This window comes from Pseudomonas sp. GM30, from assembly GCF_000282275.2.
Taxonomy (GTDB): domain Bacteria; phylum Pseudomonadota; class Gammaproteobacteria; order Pseudomonadales; family Pseudomonadaceae; genus Aquipseudomonas.
Genome location: NZ_AKJP02000004.1, coordinates 35073 through 52057, shown reverse-complemented (window position 1 = coordinate 52057; position 16985 = coordinate 35073). Strand labels below are relative to the sequence as shown.

Annotated in this window: 15 protein-coding genes; 3 read left to right on the top strand and 12 right to left on the bottom strand. The window is 59.8% G+C overall.

Going from position 1 to position 16985, the window contains the following annotated elements; genetic code table 11:
* Positions 1-144 precede the first annotated feature (144 nt).
* A complete protein-coding gene (gene tsaD / locus PMI25_RS03410) occupies positions 145-1170 on the top strand; it encodes a tRNA (adenosine(37)-N6)-threonylcarbamoyltransferase complex transferase subunit TsaD (RefSeq protein WP_007966493.1) in 1026 nt (341 codons plus the stop codon).
* A gap of 23 nt (positions 1171-1193) precedes the next feature.
* On the opposite strand, the gene plsY is transcribed toward tsaD, so the two are convergent.
* The gene (plsY, locus tag PMI25_RS03405; protein ID WP_007966491.1) at positions 1194-1763 is read right to left on the bottom strand and encodes a glycerol-3-phosphate 1-O-acyltransferase PlsY; all 570 of its coding nucleotides are present in this window, start codon (positions 1761-1763) and stop codon (positions 1194-1196) included.
* A 74-nt stretch (positions 1764-1837) separates the two neighbouring features.
* Here plsY and folB point away from each other — a divergent pair, with 74 nt between their 5' ends.
* Together folB and folK are read left to right on the top strand one after the other, a co-directional pair.
* Positions 1838-2194, top strand: a complete 357-nt coding sequence (folB, locus tag PMI25_RS03400) for a dihydroneopterin aldolase (protein WP_007966489.1) — start codon at positions 1838-1840, stop codon at positions 2192-2194.
* Positions 2185-2700 carry a 2-amino-4-hydroxy-6-hydroxymethyldihydropteridine diphosphokinase gene (gene folK, locus PMI25_RS03395; RefSeq protein WP_007966487.1) on the top strand — a complete coding sequence of 172 codons (516 nt, stop codon included), beginning with the start codon at positions 2185-2187 and terminating at the stop codon, positions 2698-2700. Before folB ends, folK begins: the two co-directional genes overlap by 10 nt.
* Before the next feature lie 86 nt (positions 2701-2786).
* Here the strand turns inward: folK and PMI25_RS03390 are convergent, their stop codons facing one another.
* The 11 genes from PMI25_RS03390 to PMI25_RS03340 all read right to left on the bottom strand — a co-directional run bounded on the left by PMI25_RS03390 (position 2787) and on the right by PMI25_RS03340 (position 16863).
* Positions 2787-4010, bottom strand: a complete 1224-nt coding sequence (locus PMI25_RS03390) for a multifunctional CCA addition/repair protein (RefSeq protein ID WP_007966485.1) — start codon at positions 4008-4010, stop codon at positions 2787-2789.
* Between the two features lie 63 nt (positions 4011-4073).
* Positions 4074-5636: a SpoVR family protein gene (locus tag PMI25_RS03385; protein ID WP_007966482.1), complete on the bottom strand. Its 1563-nt coding sequence runs from the start codon at positions 5634-5636 to the stop codon at positions 4074-4076.
* Positions 5633-6904 (bottom strand): YeaH/YhbH family protein, encoded by a 1272-nt coding sequence (locus PMI25_RS03380; RefSeq protein ID WP_003228849.1) that lies wholly within the window; start codon positions 6902-6904, stop codon positions 5633-5635. The genes PMI25_RS03385 and PMI25_RS03380 overlap by 4 nt, the downstream gene beginning before the upstream one ends.
* A 106-nt stretch (positions 6905-7010) precedes the next feature.
* The gene (locus PMI25_RS03375; protein ID WP_003228848.1) at positions 7011-8933 is read right to left on the bottom strand and encodes a PrkA family serine protein kinase; all 1923 of its coding nucleotides are present in this window, start codon (positions 8931-8933) and stop codon (positions 7011-7013) included.
* 294 nt (positions 8934-9227) lie between these two features.
* Positions 9228-9557 (bottom strand): thiosulfate sulfurtransferase GlpE, encoded by a 330-nt coding sequence (gene glpE / locus PMI25_RS03370; protein WP_007966480.1) that lies wholly within the window; start codon positions 9555-9557, stop codon positions 9228-9230.
* A gap of 33 nt (positions 9558-9590) precedes the next feature.
* A complete protein-coding gene (locus PMI25_RS03365; protein ID WP_007966477.1) occupies positions 9591-10472 on the bottom strand; it encodes a symmetrical bis(5'-nucleosyl)-tetraphosphatase in 882 nt (293 codons plus the stop codon).
* A complete protein-coding gene (gene apaG, locus PMI25_RS03360; protein WP_007966474.1) occupies positions 10472-10852 on the bottom strand; it encodes a Co2+/Mg2+ efflux protein ApaG in 381 nt (126 codons plus the stop codon). Before apaG ends, PMI25_RS03365 begins: the two co-directional genes overlap by 1 nt.
* Before the next feature lie 114 nt (positions 10853-10966).
* Complete coding sequence (rsmA, locus tag PMI25_RS03355) at positions 10967-11785, bottom strand: 16S rRNA (adenine(1518)-N(6)/adenine(1519)-N(6))-dimethyltransferase RsmA (RefSeq protein ID WP_007966472.1); 819 nt, start codon at positions 11783-11785, stop codon at positions 10967-10969.
* Positions 11782-12771, bottom strand: a complete 990-nt coding sequence (gene pdxA, locus PMI25_RS03350; RefSeq protein WP_007966471.1) for a 4-hydroxythreonine-4-phosphate dehydrogenase PdxA — start codon at positions 12769-12771, stop codon at positions 11782-11784. The genes rsmA and pdxA overlap by 4 nt, the downstream gene beginning before the upstream one ends.
* Positions 12768-14084 (bottom strand): peptidylprolyl isomerase SurA, encoded by a 1317-nt coding sequence (gene surA, locus PMI25_RS03345; protein ID WP_007966469.1) that lies wholly within the window; start codon positions 14082-14084, stop codon positions 12768-12770. Before surA ends, pdxA begins: the two co-directional genes overlap by 4 nt.
* Positions 14065-16863: an LPS-assembly protein LptD gene (locus PMI25_RS03340; protein WP_007966467.1), complete on the bottom strand. Its 2799-nt coding sequence runs from the start codon at positions 16861-16863 to the stop codon at positions 14065-14067. Before PMI25_RS03340 ends, surA begins: the two co-directional genes overlap by 20 nt.
* Positions 16864-16985 lie beyond the last annotated feature (122 nt).

Genomic DNA, 16985 nt, shown 5'->3' with positions numbered 1-16985 from the left:
TGAAGACGTCGGTTTTTAAGGGTTGCGGATGTTAACCCCTCATCGCTCGGAATGCAAAGCCTCTGATCGAAAACCGCTAGTCGGGGCATCGCGTGGCGACTATTATGCGCGCCTTCGAATTCAGCCTAAACAAGGCGCAAACCCATGCTAGTACTGGGATTAGAAACCTCCTGCGACGAAACCGGCGTCGCATTATACGACAGCGAACGCGGCCTGCTGGCCGACGCGCTGTTCAGCCAGATCGACCTGCACCGCGTCTATGGCGGTGTGGTGCCGGAGCTGGCCTCGCGTGACCACGTCAAACGCATGCTGCCCTTGATTCGTCAGGTGTTGGCCGAGGCTGACTGCGTGCCGACCGAGATCGACGCGATCGCCTACACCGCGGGCCCGGGCCTGGTCGGGGCGCTGCTGGTGGGAGCTTCGTGCGCCCAGGCGCTGGCGTTTGCCTGGGGCATTCCGGCGCTCGGTGTGCACCACATGGAAGGCCACTTGCTGGCACCGATGCTGGAGCCAAAACCGCCGGAATTTCCGTTCGTCGCTTTGTTGGTTTCCGGGGGGCATACGCAGCTGGTTCAGGTCGATGGCATTGGCCAATACAGCCTGCTCGGCGAGACCCTCGACGATGCCGCGGGTGAAGCGTTCGACAAAACCGCGAAAATGATGGGCCTCAATTATCCGGGCGGGCCGGAAATCGCCAAGCTGGCCGAGAAGGGCGTCGCAGGACGTTTCACCTTCCCGCGTCCGATGTGCGATCGCCCGGGCCTGGATTTCAGCTTCAGCGGCTTGAAAACCTTCGCCCTCAATACCTGGCAGCAATGCGTCAGCGCCGGGGACGACAGCGAGCAAGCCCGTTGCGACATCGCGCTGGCGTTCCAGCAGGCCGTGGTGGAGACTTTGACCATCAAGTGCAAACGCGCCCTTAAACAGGCGGGCATGAAACGCCTGGTGATCGCTGGCGGCGTCAGCGCCAACAAGGCCTTGCGCATCTCCCTTGAGAAAATGCTCGGCGACATGCAGGGCGATGTGTTCTACGCCCGTCCCGAGTTCTGCACCGACAATGGCGCGATGATCGCGTTTGCCGGTTGCCAGCGTTTGCAGGCCGGTCAGCAGGAAAGTCTGGCGATCAGCGTGCAGGCACGCTGGCCGATGGAGCAGTTGTCGGCGCTGTGATGAGCGGCGTTCACGGACGGTATTTAAAAATGCCGTTCGCGCCCGGCAAACAGGTCGCGTAAATTGCCGCGGTGGCGCCAGACGATCAGCAGTGTCAGGGCGCTCATCGGCAGCAGCGCTTCCGGCTCTTGCCAAGCCAGCAATGGCAAGGTCAGGGGCGTGGCGATCAGCGCCGCCAGCGAGCTGGTGCGGGTCAGGTAGAACGTCAGCAGCCAAGCGCACACTGCCAGCAGCGCGGCGGGTGGATACAGGCCCAGCAGCATGCCGGCCGCCGTGGCGACGCCTTTGCCGCCGCGAAAACGGAAATACAGCGGGAACAGGTGACCGATCACGGCGCACACGCCGATCCAGGCCTGATCCTGCAGCGAAAGCCCCATGGCCGCTGCGACCAGCACCGGTACAAGGCCTTTGCACAGATCACCCAGCAGGGTCAGGATCGCCAGCTTGCGACCGGCCAGGCGCAGCATGTTGGTGGCGCCGGCATTACCCGAGCCACTCATTCGCGGATCCGGGTTTCCGGTCAGGCGGCTGAGCAAAATGGCGAAGGACAGAGAGCCGAGCAGGTAGGCGAGGGTCGCCAGTAACCAAAACATGCTAACTATTCCGGGCGAGGACGCCCTGATTCTAACGGCGCATTGCGCCCTTGTCGTGCAGCGGAGAAAAGTGCTTGGACAGAGTGTTTATCGAGGGCCTGGAAGTCGACACCGTAATCGGTGCCTACGACTGGGAGCGCGACATCCGACAGTGCCTGCGTCTTGATCTGAGCTTCGCCTGGGACAATCGCCCGGCTGCGGCTGGTGATGACCTGACCCTGGCGCTCGATTACGCCAGCGTTTCGACGCGCATCCAGGCCTTTGCCGAGCAATCCCGGTATCAATTGGTAGAAACCTTTGCCGAGCGTCTGGTCGAAGTGCTGATGACCGAATTCAAGATCACCTGGATCCGCCTGAAACTGACCAAGCCTGGCGCTGTGCCGGCGGCCAAGGGTGGCGTGGGCGTGGAGATCGAGCGCGGATGTCGCTGACTCAGGTGTATCTCGGGCTCGGTAGCAATATCGAGCGCGAAACCCATTTGCGTGCCGGACTCGACGCTTTGGCGACTTTTCTGGTGGATATCCGCTGTTCGGCGGTGTTCGAGAGTCAGCCGGTAGGGATCAAAAGCGGGCCGTTCTTCAATTTCGTGGTCTCGGCGTTTACCGATCTGCCCTTGATGGAGCTGGATCGGCGCTTGAAATTCATCGAAGCCGACAATGGCCGCTATGCACCGGATCGCAAGGGGCTACCGCTGGATATCGACGTTTTGTTGTACGGCGATCTGACCGGTAATTTCGACGGCTTGATTCTTCCGCGCGCCGAAATTCTGAAAAACGCCTTTGTGCTGTGGCCGCTGTCGCTGATTGCGCCGGAGCGGGTGCATCCGGGCGTGGGAAAAAGCTTCGCGACGTTGTGGGCCGAGGCGCAGATTGATCAAGTGTTGGCGCCGGTTGGATTTGAATGGCGTGGCGAACAGCTCACGCCTTCGAACCTTTAAAGCAAAAGATCGCAGCCTGCGGCAGCTCAGGGAAATCCGAATCCCTGTGTAGGAGCTGCCGCAGGCTGCGATCTTTTGATCTTGCTTCAGCGGGCTTCCCTATACGCCTTCAACGCCTTGAGCCGCTCACGCTTGAGCGCTTCCCCAAGCTCCGGCCCTTTAAAACCCTTCTCCAGCAGCGGCTGCACCGCCACCCCGCGCGCCACATTGGCTGCTCCACGCAGATAATCGGCCTGTGGATAACTGCGCTGTTCCAGCCCCTTGCGTCCGCGCGCATCCATCTCGCACGCGACGATGAATTCCTCGAAGCGCTGCGGTCGGCGATACACATCAAAACTCTGCAGCAGCTCCAGCAAGGTCGACGCCTTCAGCTCCAGAGCGCGATGGCCATGGGTGTGATACTGGCCCACCAGCAAAGCCAGCTCCTGACAATCCTTCGGTGCCTTGAAGCGTTCGTTGACCGCCTTGATCAACTTCAACCCGGTGTGTTCATGGGCGATGTGCCGCGGCCACTCTTCTTCCGGGGTCAGGCCTTTGCCGAGGTCGTGCAGCAGGCAGGCCCAGCGTACCGTCAGCGGTTGTTTGTGCAGTGCCGATTGCTCCAGCACGCTGAGGGTGTGCAGCCCGGTATCGATTTCCGGGTGATGCGCCTCCGGTTGCGGCACACCAAAAAGCGCTTCCACTTCCGGCATCAGTACGTTCAGCGCGCCACAGTCGCGAAGCACCTGAATGAACACCTGCGGTTGATCTTCCATCAGCGCGCGGGAGATTTCTTTCCAGCTGCGCTCGGCAGTGAGCGCCTCCAGTTCGCCGGATTCGCTGAGCTGGCGCATCAGTTCCAGCGTTTCTGCTGCCACAGTGAACCCCAGTCCGGCATAGCGCGCTGCAAATCGGGCAACTCGTAGTACACGGAGCGGATCTTCTGCAAACGCCGGGGATACGTGGCGCAGAATACGTTCTTCAAGGTCGCGTTGGCCATGATAGGGATCGGTCAGATTGTGCTGATCATCCTCGGCTATCGCGTTGATCGTCAGATCGCGGCGAACAAGGTCTTCTTCAAGGGTGACGTCGGGGCTGGCGTGAAAAGTGAAGCCGCCATAGCCACGACCGCTTTTGCGTTCGGTGCGGGCGAGGGCGTATTCCTCACCGGTTTTCGGGTGAAGGAAGACTGGAAAATCCGCGCCGACCGGGCGATAGCCCCGGGCGAGCATCTCTTCGGTGGTGGCCCCGACCACCACCCAATCGACATCGGTAACCGGTAGCCCGAGCAAGCGATCACGTACCGCGCCGCCGACCTTGTAAATCTGCATAAAAAACCTCCGTTGGCCCGACAGGATAACCCTTGTGCCGGACTTTCGGAGGTCAGAACCAGATCAAAGATGAATGACGGCCAGATCAAGCCTGCCGTAATCGCCCTCACTGTGTTCACTGCGTGGCGGTACGTGGTGGGTTTTCATGATCTGGTCACCCTGCAGGGTCTCCAGATGAATGTCGAAGCCCCACAAGCGGTGCAGATGTTTCAGTACCTCGTCGGTGGAATCGCCCAAGGGTTTGCGGTCGTGTTGCTGATGACGCAGGGTCAGCGAGCGGTCGCCGCGCCGATCGATGCTGTAGATCTGCACGTTCGGTTCACGATTCCCGAGGTTGTACTGTGCGGCGAGAGTTTCACGGATGATCCGGTAACCGGTTTCGTCATGAATCGCCGGGACCAGCAAATCGTCTTTCTGATCATCATCGAGGATGCTGAACAGCTTCAGGTCGCGGATCACCTTGGGTGACAGGTACTGCAGGATAAAGCTTTCGTCCTTGAAGCTGCTCATCGCGAACTTGATCGTCGACAGCCAGTCCGAGCCAGCGATGTCCGGAAACCAGCGGCGATCCTCCTCGGTAGGTTCTTCACACATGCGGCGGATGTCGCGATACATCGCAAAGCCCAGTGCGTAAGGGTTGATCCCGCTGTAATAAGGGCTGTCGAAACCCGGCTGGAACACCACGCTGGTGTGCGAGGTGAGGAATTCCATCATGAATCCGTCGGTCACCAGGCCTTCGTCATACAGATCGTTCATCAGCGTGTAATGCCAGAACGTGGCCCAGCCTTCGTTCATCACCTGAGTCTGACGCTGTGGATAAAAATACTGGGCGATCTTGCGCACGATCCGCACGATCTCCCGTTGCCACGGCTCCAGCAACGGCGCGTGCTTCTCGATGAAATAAAGGATATTTTCCTGCGGCTCGGCCGGAAACCGGGCGTTGTCCTTGTCGCTGTACTTGTCCGCGCCTTTGGGGATGGTGCGCCACAGATCGTTGATCTGCTTTTGCATGTGTTCTTCACGATCCTTCTGCCGCCGTCGTTCTTCCTCGGCGGAAATCGGGTACGGGCGCTTGTAGCGGTCGACACCGTAGTTCATCAGCGCATGGCAGGAGTCGAGCAGGTCCTCCACCGCATCGATACCGTGGCGTTCCTCGCACTGCATGATGTACTGCTTGGCAAATACCAGGTAATCGATGATCGAACTGGCATCGGTCCAGGTGCGGAACAGGTAGTTGCCCTTGAAGAAACTGTTGTGGCCATAGCACGCGTGCGCCACCACCAGCGCCTGCATGCAGATGGTGTTTTCTTCCATCAGGTAGGCGATGCACGGGTCGGAGTTGATCACGATCTCGTAGGCCAGCCCCATCTGGCCGCGGCTGTAGGACTTCTCGGTGCTGAGGAAGTGCTTGCCGTAGGACCAGTGGTGATAGCCCAGTGGCATGCCGACCGAGGCATAGGCATCCATCATCTGCTCGGCGGTGATCACTTCGATCTGGTTGGGATAGGTGTCCAGGGCATAGCCGGCCGCGATGCGGGCGATCTCGCGGTCGTAGGCCTGGATCAGCTCGAACGTCCATTCGGAGCCGGTGGAAATGGGTTGGCGTTTCTGCTCTTTGGCGGTCATGTCACTAACCTGCGCTGGAAGAGTTCACGGAAGACCGGATAGATATCCCCGGCCGAGACCAGTTGCTGCTGGGCAAACGTGTCGGAAAAGGCTTCGGCGATGCGTTCGTATTCGTACCAGAGGGCCTGGTGTTCGCGCGGGGTGATCTCCACATAAGTGTAGTACTGCACAAACGGCATGATCTGATTGATCAGGATGTCGCGGCAGATCGGCGAGTCATCGTTCCAGTTGTCACCGTCGGAAGCCTGTGCGGCGTAGATGTTCCACTCGTTGCTCGGGTAGCGCTCGGCCATGATCTCCTGCATCAGCTTCAGGGCACTGGAGACGATGGTGCCGCCGGTTTCCCGTGAATAGAAAAACTCTTCCTCGTCCACTTCCCGGGCGCTGGTGTGGTGGCGGATGAACACGACGTCAATCTTGTCGTAGTTCCGTTTGAGGAACAGATACAACAGGATGAAAAAGCGCTTGGCGATGTCCTTGGTCGCCTGGGTCATCGAGCCGGATACGTCCATCAGGCAGAACATCACCGCTTTCGAGCTGGGGTTGGGTTGCTTGATCAACAGGTTGTATTTGAGGTCGAACGTATCGAGGAACGGCACGCGGTGGATGCGCGCGCTGAGTTTTTCGATTTCTGCTTCAAGTTCCTGGATATCGCCGAAGTTGTCCGGCTCTTCGCGCTTTAATCGCGCCAGTTCCTCTTTGGCTTCGCGCAGTTTGGCGCGGCTGCTGCCGGACAGTGCGATGCGCCGGGCGTGGGCCGAGCGCAGGGTGCGGATGATGTTGATCCGCGACGGGTTGCCCTCGTTGCTGATCCCCGCGCGCACGGTCTTGAAGGTGTCGGTGCCGCTCAGGTTGCGTTTGACCAGGTTCGGCAGTTCGAGGTCTTCGAACATGAACTCGAGGAATTCTTCCTGAGTGATCTGAAAGACGAATTCGTCCATGCCTTCGCCGGAATTGCCGGCCTTGCCTGGCCCGCGTCCGCCGCCACCACCGGGCGGCCTGGCGATGTGCTCGCCGGCGGTGAATTCCTTGTTGCCGGGATGAACCACGGTCTGCTTGCCGCCGCGGCCATGGTGAAGCACCGGTTCGTCGATATCGCGACCGGGAATGCTGATCTGTTCGCCGTGCTCCATGTCGGTAATGGAGCGGCGGCTGACCGCCTCTTCGACAGCCTTCTTGATGTGGTCACGGTAACGCCGCAGGAAGCGCTGGCGGTTCACCGTGCTCTTGTTCTTGCCATTGAGACGTCGGTCGATCACATAGCTCATACGTGGCCCTCCGGGCAGCTTCAAGTTGTGAGCTGCGAGCCGCAAGTAGAAGCACAGCGTTCACATGCCTTTTCTTGCAGCTCGTAGCTAGAAGCTTGTAGCTGTTTTACTGCGATTTCCGGACCCGTAGGTACCATTCGGACAGAAGTCTTACCTGTTTGTCGGTGTAGCCGCGTTCGACCATTCGAGTAACGAAGTCGTTGTGTTTCTGTTGATCCTCTTTGCTGGCCTTGGCGTTGAAGCTGATGACTGGCAGCAGGTCTTCGGTGTTCGAGAACATTTTCTTCTCGATGACCACCCGCAGTTTCTCGTAGCTGAGCCAGGTCGGGTTCTTGCCGTTGTTGTTGGCCCGGGCACGCAACACGAAGTTGACGATTTCGTTGCGGAAGTCCTTCGGATTGCTGATGCCGGCCGGTTTCTCGATTTTCTCCAGCTCTTCGTTCAAAGCGACGCGGTTGAGAATCTCGCCGGTTTCCGGATCGCGGTATTCCTGATCCTGAATCCAGAAGTCCGCATACAGCACGTAGCGGTCGAAGATGTTCTGCCCGTACTCGCTGTAAGACTCGAGATAAGCGGTCTGGATCTCCTTGCCGATGAATTCGATATAACGCGGCGCCAGGTACTCCTTGAGGTAGCGCAGGTAGCGCTCGCGGGTCTCGGCCTGGAACTGTTCCTGCTCGATCTGCTGCTCCAGCACGTACAGCAGGTGCACCGGGTTGGCGGCGATTTCGTGTGGATCGAAGTTGAACACCTTGGACAGGATCTTGAAGGCGAAGCGGGTCGACAGACCGTTCATGCCTTCGTCGACGCCGGCCGAGTCGCGGTATTCCTGGATCGACTTGGCCTTTGGATCGGTGTCCTTGAGGTTTTCCCCGTCGTAGACCCGCATCTTCGAATAGATGTTGGAGTTCTCCGGCTCCTTGAGGCGCGACAGCACGGTGAACTGCGCCAGCATCTTCAGGGTGTCGGGTGCGCAATGGGCCTTGGCCAGCGAACTGTTGAACAGCAATTTGTCGTAGATCTTCACCTCGTCACTGACCCGCAGGCAGTACGGCACTTTGACGATGTAGATCCGGTCGATGAACGCTTCGTTGTTCTTGTTGTTGCGGAAGGTGTGCCATTCCGATTCGTTGGAGTGCGCGAGCAGGATCCCGGTGAACGGAATCGCCCCCAGACCTTCGGTACTGTTGTAGTTGCCTTCCTGGGTGGCGGTCAGCAATGGATGCAGCACCTTGATCGGTGCCTTGAACATTTCGACGAATTCCATCAGGCCCTGGTTGGCCCGGCACAGCGCACCGGAGTAGCTGTAGGCGTCGGCGTCGTTCTGAGGATATTCCTCCAGTTTGCGGATGTCGACCTTGCCCACCAGCGCCGAGATGTCCTGGTTGTTTTCGTCGCCCGGTTCGGTCTTGGCCACGGCGATCTGGTTGAGGATCGACGGGTACAGCTTGACCACACGGAACTGACTGATGTCGCCGCCGAACTCGGCCAAGCGTTTGGTCGCCCACGGCGACATGATGGTGTTCAGGTAGCGCCGTGGGATGCCGAAGTCTTCCTCGAGGATCGCGCCATCTTCGGTGGCGTTGAACAGACCCAGAGGCGATTCGAATACCGGCGAGCCCTTGATCGCGTAGAAAGGCACTTTTTCCATCAGCTGTTTCAGCTTCTCGGCCAGGGACGATTTACCGCCACCGACGGGGCCGAGCAGGTAGAGAATCTGTTTCTTTTCTTCCAGGCCCTGAGCGGCATGGCGGAAATACGAGACGATCTGGTCGATGCATTCTTCCATCCCGTGGAAGTCTTCAAAGGCCGGATAGCGACGTATCACCTTGTTGGAGAAGATCCGCGAAAGCCGCGAGTTGGTCGACGTGTCGAGCAGCTCGGGTTCGCCAATAGCCATCAATAGACGCTCGGCGGCGGAAACGTAAGCGCTGCGATCCTTTTTGCACAGCTCCAGGTACTCCTGCAGCGAAAGTTCTTCCTGGCGTGTGGACTCGAAGCGTTGTTGGAAGTGGCTAAAGATACTCATGACGTCACCTCGCTCGATACGTGGAGCCGACGCCGGATCACTCAGTCGATGCTGGCAAGCAGCCGCGGTGGCCGCTTGTTTACCCCCCAGAACACTTTCGCGGTCGACAACCTTGAAAGTCACTCCCGATGACCCGTGCGCCGGTGTACCGGCTCTCCCCTGTTTTGGATGGCCTGGGCTTAAGGATAGTTGGGAATTCGAGAGGTAAAGGCGAGATACGTAATTAGTTGTGGCAGACCGTTCGTCTGCCCCGCGCAGGCCCACGGCAGCCGGGGCCTGCACGTGACAAAAAAATTATTCGGCGGTGCCTTGCGCGGTTTCCGACGGATAAGTCGTACGCCACAGCTCGAAGCCACCGTCCATGCTGTAGACGTCGGAGAAACCCTGACTGATCAGGTAGGCGGCCGCGCCCTGGCTGGAATTGCCGTGGTAACACACGACCACGGTCGGAGCATCGAGGTCGGCACCTTGAATGAAAGCGTGCAGCGAGTGGTTGTCCAGATGCTTCGAGCCGCTGATATGCAGGGTGGCAAAAGTTGCAGGATCACGGACATCGACGACAACGGCGCCTTGCTCACGCAGGGCCTGGGCCTGTTCCGGGGGGATACGTTTGAATTCGCTCATGGCGGGTTCCTGTAGCTCGGCAGAATGTGCAGTCTAACGCGGTGCGCTGACTGGCGAAGTTTCGGGGATAAGTGGTGCGACTGATGGTGCAAGCCCGCCGTGTTCATCGCATTTGCATGACACGCGCTCGCCGCTGTCGACGTTCATCAGGGTCAGGCTGCCGCCCCAGACACAGCCGGTGTCCAGCGCCGAGATCCCCGGTTCGTGAACATCGCCTTCCAGCGCGGCCCAGTGGCCGAAGATGATCCGCAGACCGCGGGTCTTGCGCTCTTTGTGCTGGAACCATGGCTTGTAGCCAGGCGGTGCGCTGTCGAGGTCTTCCTTGCTCTTGAGATCGAGCTTGCCGTCGGCGGTGCAGAAGCGCATGCGGGTGAAATAGTTGGTGATGACGCGCAGGCGGGTGACGCCTTTGAGATCGTTGTCCCATTTCGCCGGTTCGTTGCCGTACATGCCGTCGAGGAAGGCAGGAAACAGGTTGTCATCGCGCAATGCGGTCTCGACTTCGCCTGCGCACTTCAACGCGCGACGAAGCGACCATTGCGGCGGGATGCCGGCATGAACCATCACGACATCGCGCTGGTCATCGTAGTGCGCAAGCTTTTGCTGACGCAGCCACTCAAGCAGCTCAGGGCCATCGGGTGCTTCAAGGATTTCGCGCAACGTGTCGGACTTTTTCAGGCGCTCGACGTGCCTGCTGACAGCCAGCAAATGCAAGTCGTGGTTGCCCAGCACGCAGACCAGTGACTCGCGCATGCCATAAAGGAAGCGCAGGGTCTCAAGCGACTGCGGGCCACGGTTGACCAGATCGCCGACCAGCCACAGCCGATCGAACTTCGGGTCGAAAGCCACTTGCTTGAGCAGACATTTGAGCGGTTCGAGGCAGCCTTGCAGGTCGCCCACGGCGTACGTCGTCATCAGTGCAAGGCTCCGGGGACGGCGAGGCGGAAGGGCTTGATGATCGCGTCGAAATGTTTGCCGTCGGTAGCGACCATTTCGTAGGTGCCCTGCATGGTGCCGACTTTGGTGGTCATCACCGTGCCGCTGCTGTAGGTGTGGCTTTTGCCAACGTCGATCAACGGTTGCTGGCCGACCACGCCGGCGCCGCGAACCTCTTCGACATGCCCGTCACCGTCAGTGATCACCCAGTGTCGCGACATCAGACGGGCGGGCTGCTCGCCATTGTTGTGCACGGTGATGGTGTAGGCGAAGGCGAAGCGGTCATGTTCGGGTTGCGATTGGTCTGCCAGATAGCGGGTGACGACACTGACATCGACCTGATAACGAGGATCGGACATGCAAAAGGGCCTTAAGCAAAGCGGAACGCGAGGCGTAGCTGATGGGGAATCAGTCTAGGCAAGTATCGGGCAGTAAACCAGAGTGGCGGCCTGCCCGATAGCGTTCATCGCCGGTCAGTCGGCGGCTGGGGAGGCCGGGACTTGTATGGCGAGCTGGTCAGCCAGGCGTACGAACGCGGCCAGATCCAGTTGCTCCGGACGCAGGCTGCCATCGACACCGGCGGCTTCTATCTCGGCATTGCTGAGCAGTTGCTTGAGGGTGTTGCGCAGGGTCTTGCGGCGTTGGTTGAACGCCTCGCGCACAACACGCTCCAGCAACTTGTGATCCTTGGCTGGGTGCGGAAGCACGGCGTGCGGCACCAGGCGAACGATCGCCGAGTCGACTTTCGGCGGCGGGTTGAACGCGCCCGGGCCAACGTTGAACAAATGTTCCACGCGGCAATGGTACTGAACCATGATCGACAGACGACCCCAGTCGCCACCACCGGGGCCCGCCGCCAGCCGCTCGACCACTTCCTTTTGCAGCATGAAGTGCATGTCGCGAATGATGCCGGCGTTGTTCAGCAGGTGGAAAATCAGCGGCGTGGAGATGTTGTACGGCAGGTTGCCGACCACGCGCAGGCTGTTCGGCGCGGCGTTGAGGGTGTTGAAGTCGAACTTCAACGCATCGCCCTGATGCAGGTTGAAGTTGCTCTTGCCGGCGAACTGCTGGTTGAGGATCGGGATCAGGTCCTTGTCCAGCTCGACCACGTCGAGTTGCGCACCGGAGTTGAGAATGCCGGCGGTCAGCGCGCCCTGACCCGGTCCGATTTCCAGCATGCGGTCGTCAGGCTTGGCGCTGATGGAGCGCAGGATGCGGTCGATGACGCCGGCATCGTGCAGGAAGTTCTGGCCAAAGCGTTTGCGCGCCTTGTGTTGGTATTGCTCGGTCATAAACGGGTCTCGGCCATCTGGTAGGCGGTTTCCAGGGCGACCTGCAGGCTGCCGGTGTCGATCTTGCCGCTGCCGGCCAGATCCAGGGCGGTGCCGTGGTCAACCGAGGTGCGGATGATCGGCAGGCCGAGGGTCACGTTGACCGCAGCGCCGAAACCTTTGTACTTCAGCACGGGCAGACCCTGGTCGTGGTACATCGCCAGCACTGCGTCGCAGTGCTCCAGATATTTGGGGGTAAACAGAGTGTCGGCAGGCAGCGGGCCACGAAGGTCCATGCCCTCGCCGCGCAGGCGCTCTAATGTCGGTTCGATGATGTCGATTTCTTCATGGCCCAGGTGTCCACCTTCACCGGCGTGCGGGTTGAGTCCGCAGACCAGGATGCGTGGCCGGGCGATGCCGAATTTGTCTTGCAGGTCGGCGTGCAGAATCCGCGTGACTCGTTCCAGCCGCTCCGGCGTAATTGCATCGGCAATCTCGCGCAGGGGCAGGTGAGTGGTGACCAGTGCCACGCGCAGGCCGCGAGTAGCCAGCATCATCACCACTTGGGCGGTATGCGTCAGGTCGGCGAGGAATTCTGTGTGTCCGGAGAAAGCGATGCCCGATTCGTTGATCACACCTTTGTGTACAGGCGCGGTGATCATCCCGGCGAAGTCGCCGTTCAGGCAGCCGTTGCCGGCGCGGGTCAGGGTTTCCAGAACGAAGGCAGCGTTAGCCGTGTCCAGTTGCCCGGCAACCACGGGTGCGCTCAGCGGGGTGTCCCAGACGTACAGGCTGCCGGCGGGTGCCGGCATGTCCGGCCACTGGCCGGGTGCCACCTCCAGCAAAGTGATGGCCAGCCCCAGCTGCGCGGCCCGCTCGGTGAGCAGGTCGCGGCTGGTGATGGCAATCAGGGGATGTGGCTGGGCTTGCGAGGCGAGCAGCAGGCACAGGTCGGGACCGATGCCGGCTGGTTCGCCGGGTGTCAGCGCGAAACGCTGGGGTTTCACTGCGCTGCCTGGTCTGCACCAGGGAGTTTGATTTCTACGTAGGCTTCTTCACGAATCTGACGCAGCCAGTTTTGCAGCTCTTCATCGTATTTTTTGTTACGCAGAACGGTCATCGCTTGTTGCTCGCGAGCCTGCTCGGTGCTGTCGGTGGCGCGGCGGCCAAGGACTTCCAGCACGTGCCAGCCGTACTGGGTCTGGAACGGCTTGGACAGCTGACCTTGTGGGGTCTTGGCCATCACTTCGCGGAATTCCGGTACCAGTGCGTTCGGATCGACCCAGTTCAGGTCGCCACCGTTGAGCGCCGAACCCGGGTCTTCGGAGTAGTTCTTCGCCAGTTCAGCGAAGTCTTCGCCAGCCAGGATGCGCTCGTACAGCGATTGCACCAGGGCCTTGGTCTTGGCTTCGTCACGGATCGGGCTTGGCTTGACCAGGATGTGGCGCACATGCACCTCATCGCGCATCTGCGCTTCGCCACCGCGCTTGGCCAGCAGCTTGAGGATGATGAAACCACCCGGGGTGCGTGCAGGCTGAGTGATGTCGCCAACCGCCATGCTGCTCAGCTCGCGGTCGAACGGCGGTGGCAGTTGCGCAGCTTTACGCCAGCCCATGTCGCCGCCTTCCAGGGCGTTATCGCTGCCGGATTTGGCAACGGCCATTTGACCGAAGTCGGCGCCTTGCTTGAGCTTCTGGTAAACGTCCATCGCCTGACGGTATGCGCTCTGAATCGCATCAGAGTTGGCGCTTTCCGGCGTCGGGATCAGGATGTTGGCCAGGTGCAGTTCTTCGGACAGTTGCATCTTGCCCAGGTCGGAGGCGAGGAAGTTCTTCACTTCCTGCTCGGAGACCTGGATGCGCTCTGCCACACGGCGCTGACGTACACGGCTGATGATCATCTCGCGCTTGATCTGGTCACGGGCGTCGTCATAGGACAAACCGTCGTGTGCCAGGGCGGCGCGGAATTGATCCACGGTCATGTTGTTGCGCTGGGCGATCGTGCCGACCGCCTGGTTCAGTTCTTCATCGGTAATGCGGATGCCGGAACGCTCGCCGATCTGCAGTTGCAGGTTTTCGACGATCAGGCGCTCGAGCACCTGCTGATCCAGCACGCCTGGAGGCGGCATGCCGCCGCCACGCTTGGCGATGGTCTGCTGAACTTCGTGGACGCGCTGGTCCAGTTGGCTCTGCATGACCACGTCGTTATCAACGATCGCGACCACTTTATCGATGGACTGTACTGCGGCGTTTGCCGCAGTACCCAGGAACAGCGCGCCCAGCAGCAGCGGGCGCAGAGAATCAGAAAGCTTGGTCTTCACGTTGACGATAACCTTGGATGCCTTTGTCGAGGAAGCTCTCTACCTTGGCGCCAGTCAGGCCGCCGAGTCCCTTCAGAACAATTTGGAGGAAGACGCCGTGGTCGCCTTTTTCGTTTTGCGGAGCTTCCTGACTGAATTCGTCGTAGGAAACCCAGTAACGGTTGATCAGGCGCAGTTTCCAGCAGCAGTTGTCGTATTCGAAACCACCGAAGGCTTCCAGCGTACGGTTGCGGTTGTAGTCGTACTGCCAGCGGCTGATCGCGCTCCACTGCGGAACGATCGGCCAGATGACCGAGAAGTCATGCTGCTGGATCTTGTAGTAGTCCTTCACGTAGCCAGGTTGGCCCGGGGTGCCATAGTCGCCACCACCCACCGACCATTTACCGGTGTTCTGATCGTAACGAACCTGGTCGTTGCGATAGCGATAACCGACGTTGACCACCTTGTTCGGGTTGTCTTCAGGCTGGTAGTGGAACATTGCGCTGCCGGAGCGTGGGCTGCGGCTGTCCGGATCCCAGTTGTAGTCGGCAGTGGTACGCCAGTCGCGGTTCCAGCGGTATTCGTATTCCAGCGCGTATGGCGATACGTCGGACTGGGCGTCCTTGCGATCCTTGAACGCGATGCCTGGCAGTTGGACTTCACGATCCTTGAAGTAGTAGGCCTGACCGACGCTGATACGCTGGCGCTCGAAACCGTCGTCTTCGATCCAGCGGCTGGTCACACCCAGCGACAGTTTGTTCTCGTCGCCGACGCGGTCGGAGCCGGAGAAGCGGTTGTCACGGAACAGAGACGCGTAGTTGAAGGTGTATTCACTGGTATCGAATACCGGAATGTCTTCCTGATCAACCTTGGGTACATACAGGTAGAACAGGCGCGGTTCCAGGGTCTGGCGATAGTTCTTGCCGAAGTACGACGTGTTGCGGTCAAAGTACAGACCGCTGTCGACACTGGCGATCGGTACGCCGCGGCTCTGGTTGCTGTCGAAGGTGCCGTTGAGCTTCTGGTTTTCCGGCGACATTGCAGCAATCTGCGATTTGCCAGTGCCGTCCAGATCCAGTTGGTACTGGGTGTACTGGTACTTGAGCGACGGCTTGAGGAAACCATAGGTCCAGTTCATCGGCAGGCTGACGCCTGGCTTCAGATTCAGACGGTCGCCGTTGGCGCGGGCCAGGCCCTGTACGTTGGTGTCCAGGCGCGGCGTAACGGTGCCATCTTCATCCGTGAAGTTGCCGTTTTTCAGATCACGATCAAACCGCACGATCTCGGTCTCGTAATCGAAATTCAGACCTTCCGGGTGATACGGCAACTGACCATTGAAGGTGATCTGTGGCAGACGACCGTAAGGCGTGATGTTCGAAACGGTCGCGAGCTGGTACTGCTGAGCGTTCAACATGGCGGTATACGAGTCGCCACGATAGGTCACCGAACCCTGCTGGTTCACGAAGTCAGCGCTCTTCACACCGATCTGATCGGTGGTCAGGTCCTGGAAGTAGTACGGGTCGCTGATCTTGGTGTAGTCAACCTGAGTCATCACACGGGAGTCGAGACCGCCCTTGTGCTGCCAGTTGTACATGTAGCGATTTTTTTCGTAATCGGACTGCTTGCTGCGATCGGTATCTTCGTCGTTCAGATACGCCGCACCGAACTGGCCTTCGCTGGACTTGGTCAGGTAACGGAACTCGCCTTCGACCAGCATGCCGCGCTTGCTCATGTAACGCGGGTACAACGTGGCGTCGTAGTTCGGCGCCAGGTTGAAGTAGTACGGGGTGACCAGCATGAAGCCGGTATCGCTGCCGGTGCCGATGGTCGGCGGCAGGAAGCCCGATTGGCGACGGTCGTCGATCGGGAAGTAGATGTACGGCGTGTACAGGATCGGAATGTCCTTGACCCGCAGCGTCACGTTGGTCGCGGTACCGAAGCCGGTGGCAGGGTTCAGGGTGATGTTGTTGCCCTTGAGCTGCCAGGCGTTGCTGTTCGGTTCGCACGTGGTGTACGTGCCGTCCTTCAAGCGGATGATCGCGTTCTCGGCACGCTTGGCGTACAGCGCGTTACCGCGGATGCGCGATTTGTGCATCACGTATTCGGCGTTGTCGACCTTGGCTTCACCGGTGTCGAGCTGCACATCGGCGTGGTCGCCGACGATCAGTGCACCGTTGTCGCGAATGCGCACGTCGCCATTGAGTTCGGCGCGGCTCTCGGCCTGGTACAGGCTGGCCTCGTCGGACTCGACTTGCATGCTGCCCTGACGCAGGACCACGTCGCCGGCCAGCGTACCCACCTGATCTTCGGTGTTGTAGCGCGAGGCCTTGGCGCCGATAAAGGTCGGTGCGTCACTTTTATTCGTCTTGTCATTCATGCCAGGACGAATCGGTTCGATATAGGAACCAGAGCAGTAAGGACCGGTCTCGGCCAATTGGGCGGCGGTGAGCTTCTCGCGCGGAACCCAGTCGAGGTGACTGTAGTCTTCGCTACGGGATTTCAGACCGCGGCCTTTGGCTTCGGTGACCAGCACAGGCTTGGCGCCGGTGTCGGATGTGGAACCGTTCTGGGCCGGGGCTTCGCCTGCGGCGCTGACGGCACTGCCGTCATGCACCGGACGCGGCGGCAATGCAGCGGCCGGCGTCTTGGGCGCACACGCCCAGCCACCCGTTGCCGAGACGGCGCAGTCATACTGCTCGGCGGCAACAACGAATTGACTGGCCAGAGGTTGCATAGCCAGCAGACTGCCGGTTACCAACAACGGAAATTTTTTACGAAACGCGGGGGATTTCAATGCCATCTTATTAGTCCGGGCTTCCTGCGTGCCATCTGCCCGCGGTGTGGGCCGCACGCCTCTCGATGGTCTGAAAAAGATGCTGGATAATAAAGCATGACCCGCTTGACGGCTAGCGCCGTCGGAGA

Bases quoted from the DNA above. Each gene is read 5' to 3' on its own strand.
- PMI25_RS03385 (WP_007966482.1), bottom strand. From the start codon at position 5,636: ATGACCGCCAAAGAGCAGAAACGCCAACCCATTTCCACCGGCTCCGAA.
- tsaD (WP_007966493.1), top strand. From the start codon at position 145: ATGCTAGTACTGGGATTAGAAACCTCCTGCGACGAAACCGGCGTCGCA.
- PMI25_RS03380 (WP_003228849.1), bottom strand. From the start codon at position 6,904: ATGAGCTATGTGATCGACCGACGTCTCAATGGCAAGAACAAGAGCACG.
- PMI25_RS03365 (WP_007966477.1), bottom strand. From the start codon at position 10,472: ATGACGACGTACGCCGTGGGCGACCTGCAAGGCTGCCTCGAACCGCTC.
- glpE (WP_007966480.1), bottom strand. From the start codon at position 9,557: ATGAGCGAATTCAAACGTATCCCCCCGGAACAGGCCCAGGCCCTGCGT.
- PMI25_RS03390 (WP_007966485.1), bottom strand. From the start codon at position 4,010: ATGCAGATTTACAAGGTCGGCGGCGCGGTACGTGATCGCTTGCTCGGG.
- plsY (WP_007966491.1), bottom strand. From the start codon at position 1,763: ATGTTTTGGTTACTGGCGACCCTCGCCTACCTGCTCGGCTCTCTGTCC.
- PMI25_RS03340 (WP_007966467.1), bottom strand. From the start codon at position 16,863: ATGGCATTGAAATCCCCCGCGTTTCGTAAAAAATTTCCGTTGTTGGTA.
- rsmA (WP_007966472.1), bottom strand. From the start codon at position 11,785: ATGACCGAGCAATACCAACACAAGGCGCGCAAACGCTTTGGCCAGAAC.
- PMI25_RS03375 (WP_003228848.1), bottom strand. From the start codon at position 8,933: ATGAGTATCTTTAGCCACTTCCAACAACGCTTCGAGTCCACACGCCAG.
- folK (WP_007966487.1), top strand. From the start codon at position 2,185: ATGTCGCTGACTCAGGTGTATCTCGGGCTCGGTAGCAATATCGAGCGC.
- apaG (WP_007966474.1), bottom strand. From the start codon at position 10,852: ATGTCCGATCCTCGTTATCAGGTCGATGTCAGTGTCGTCACCCGCTAT.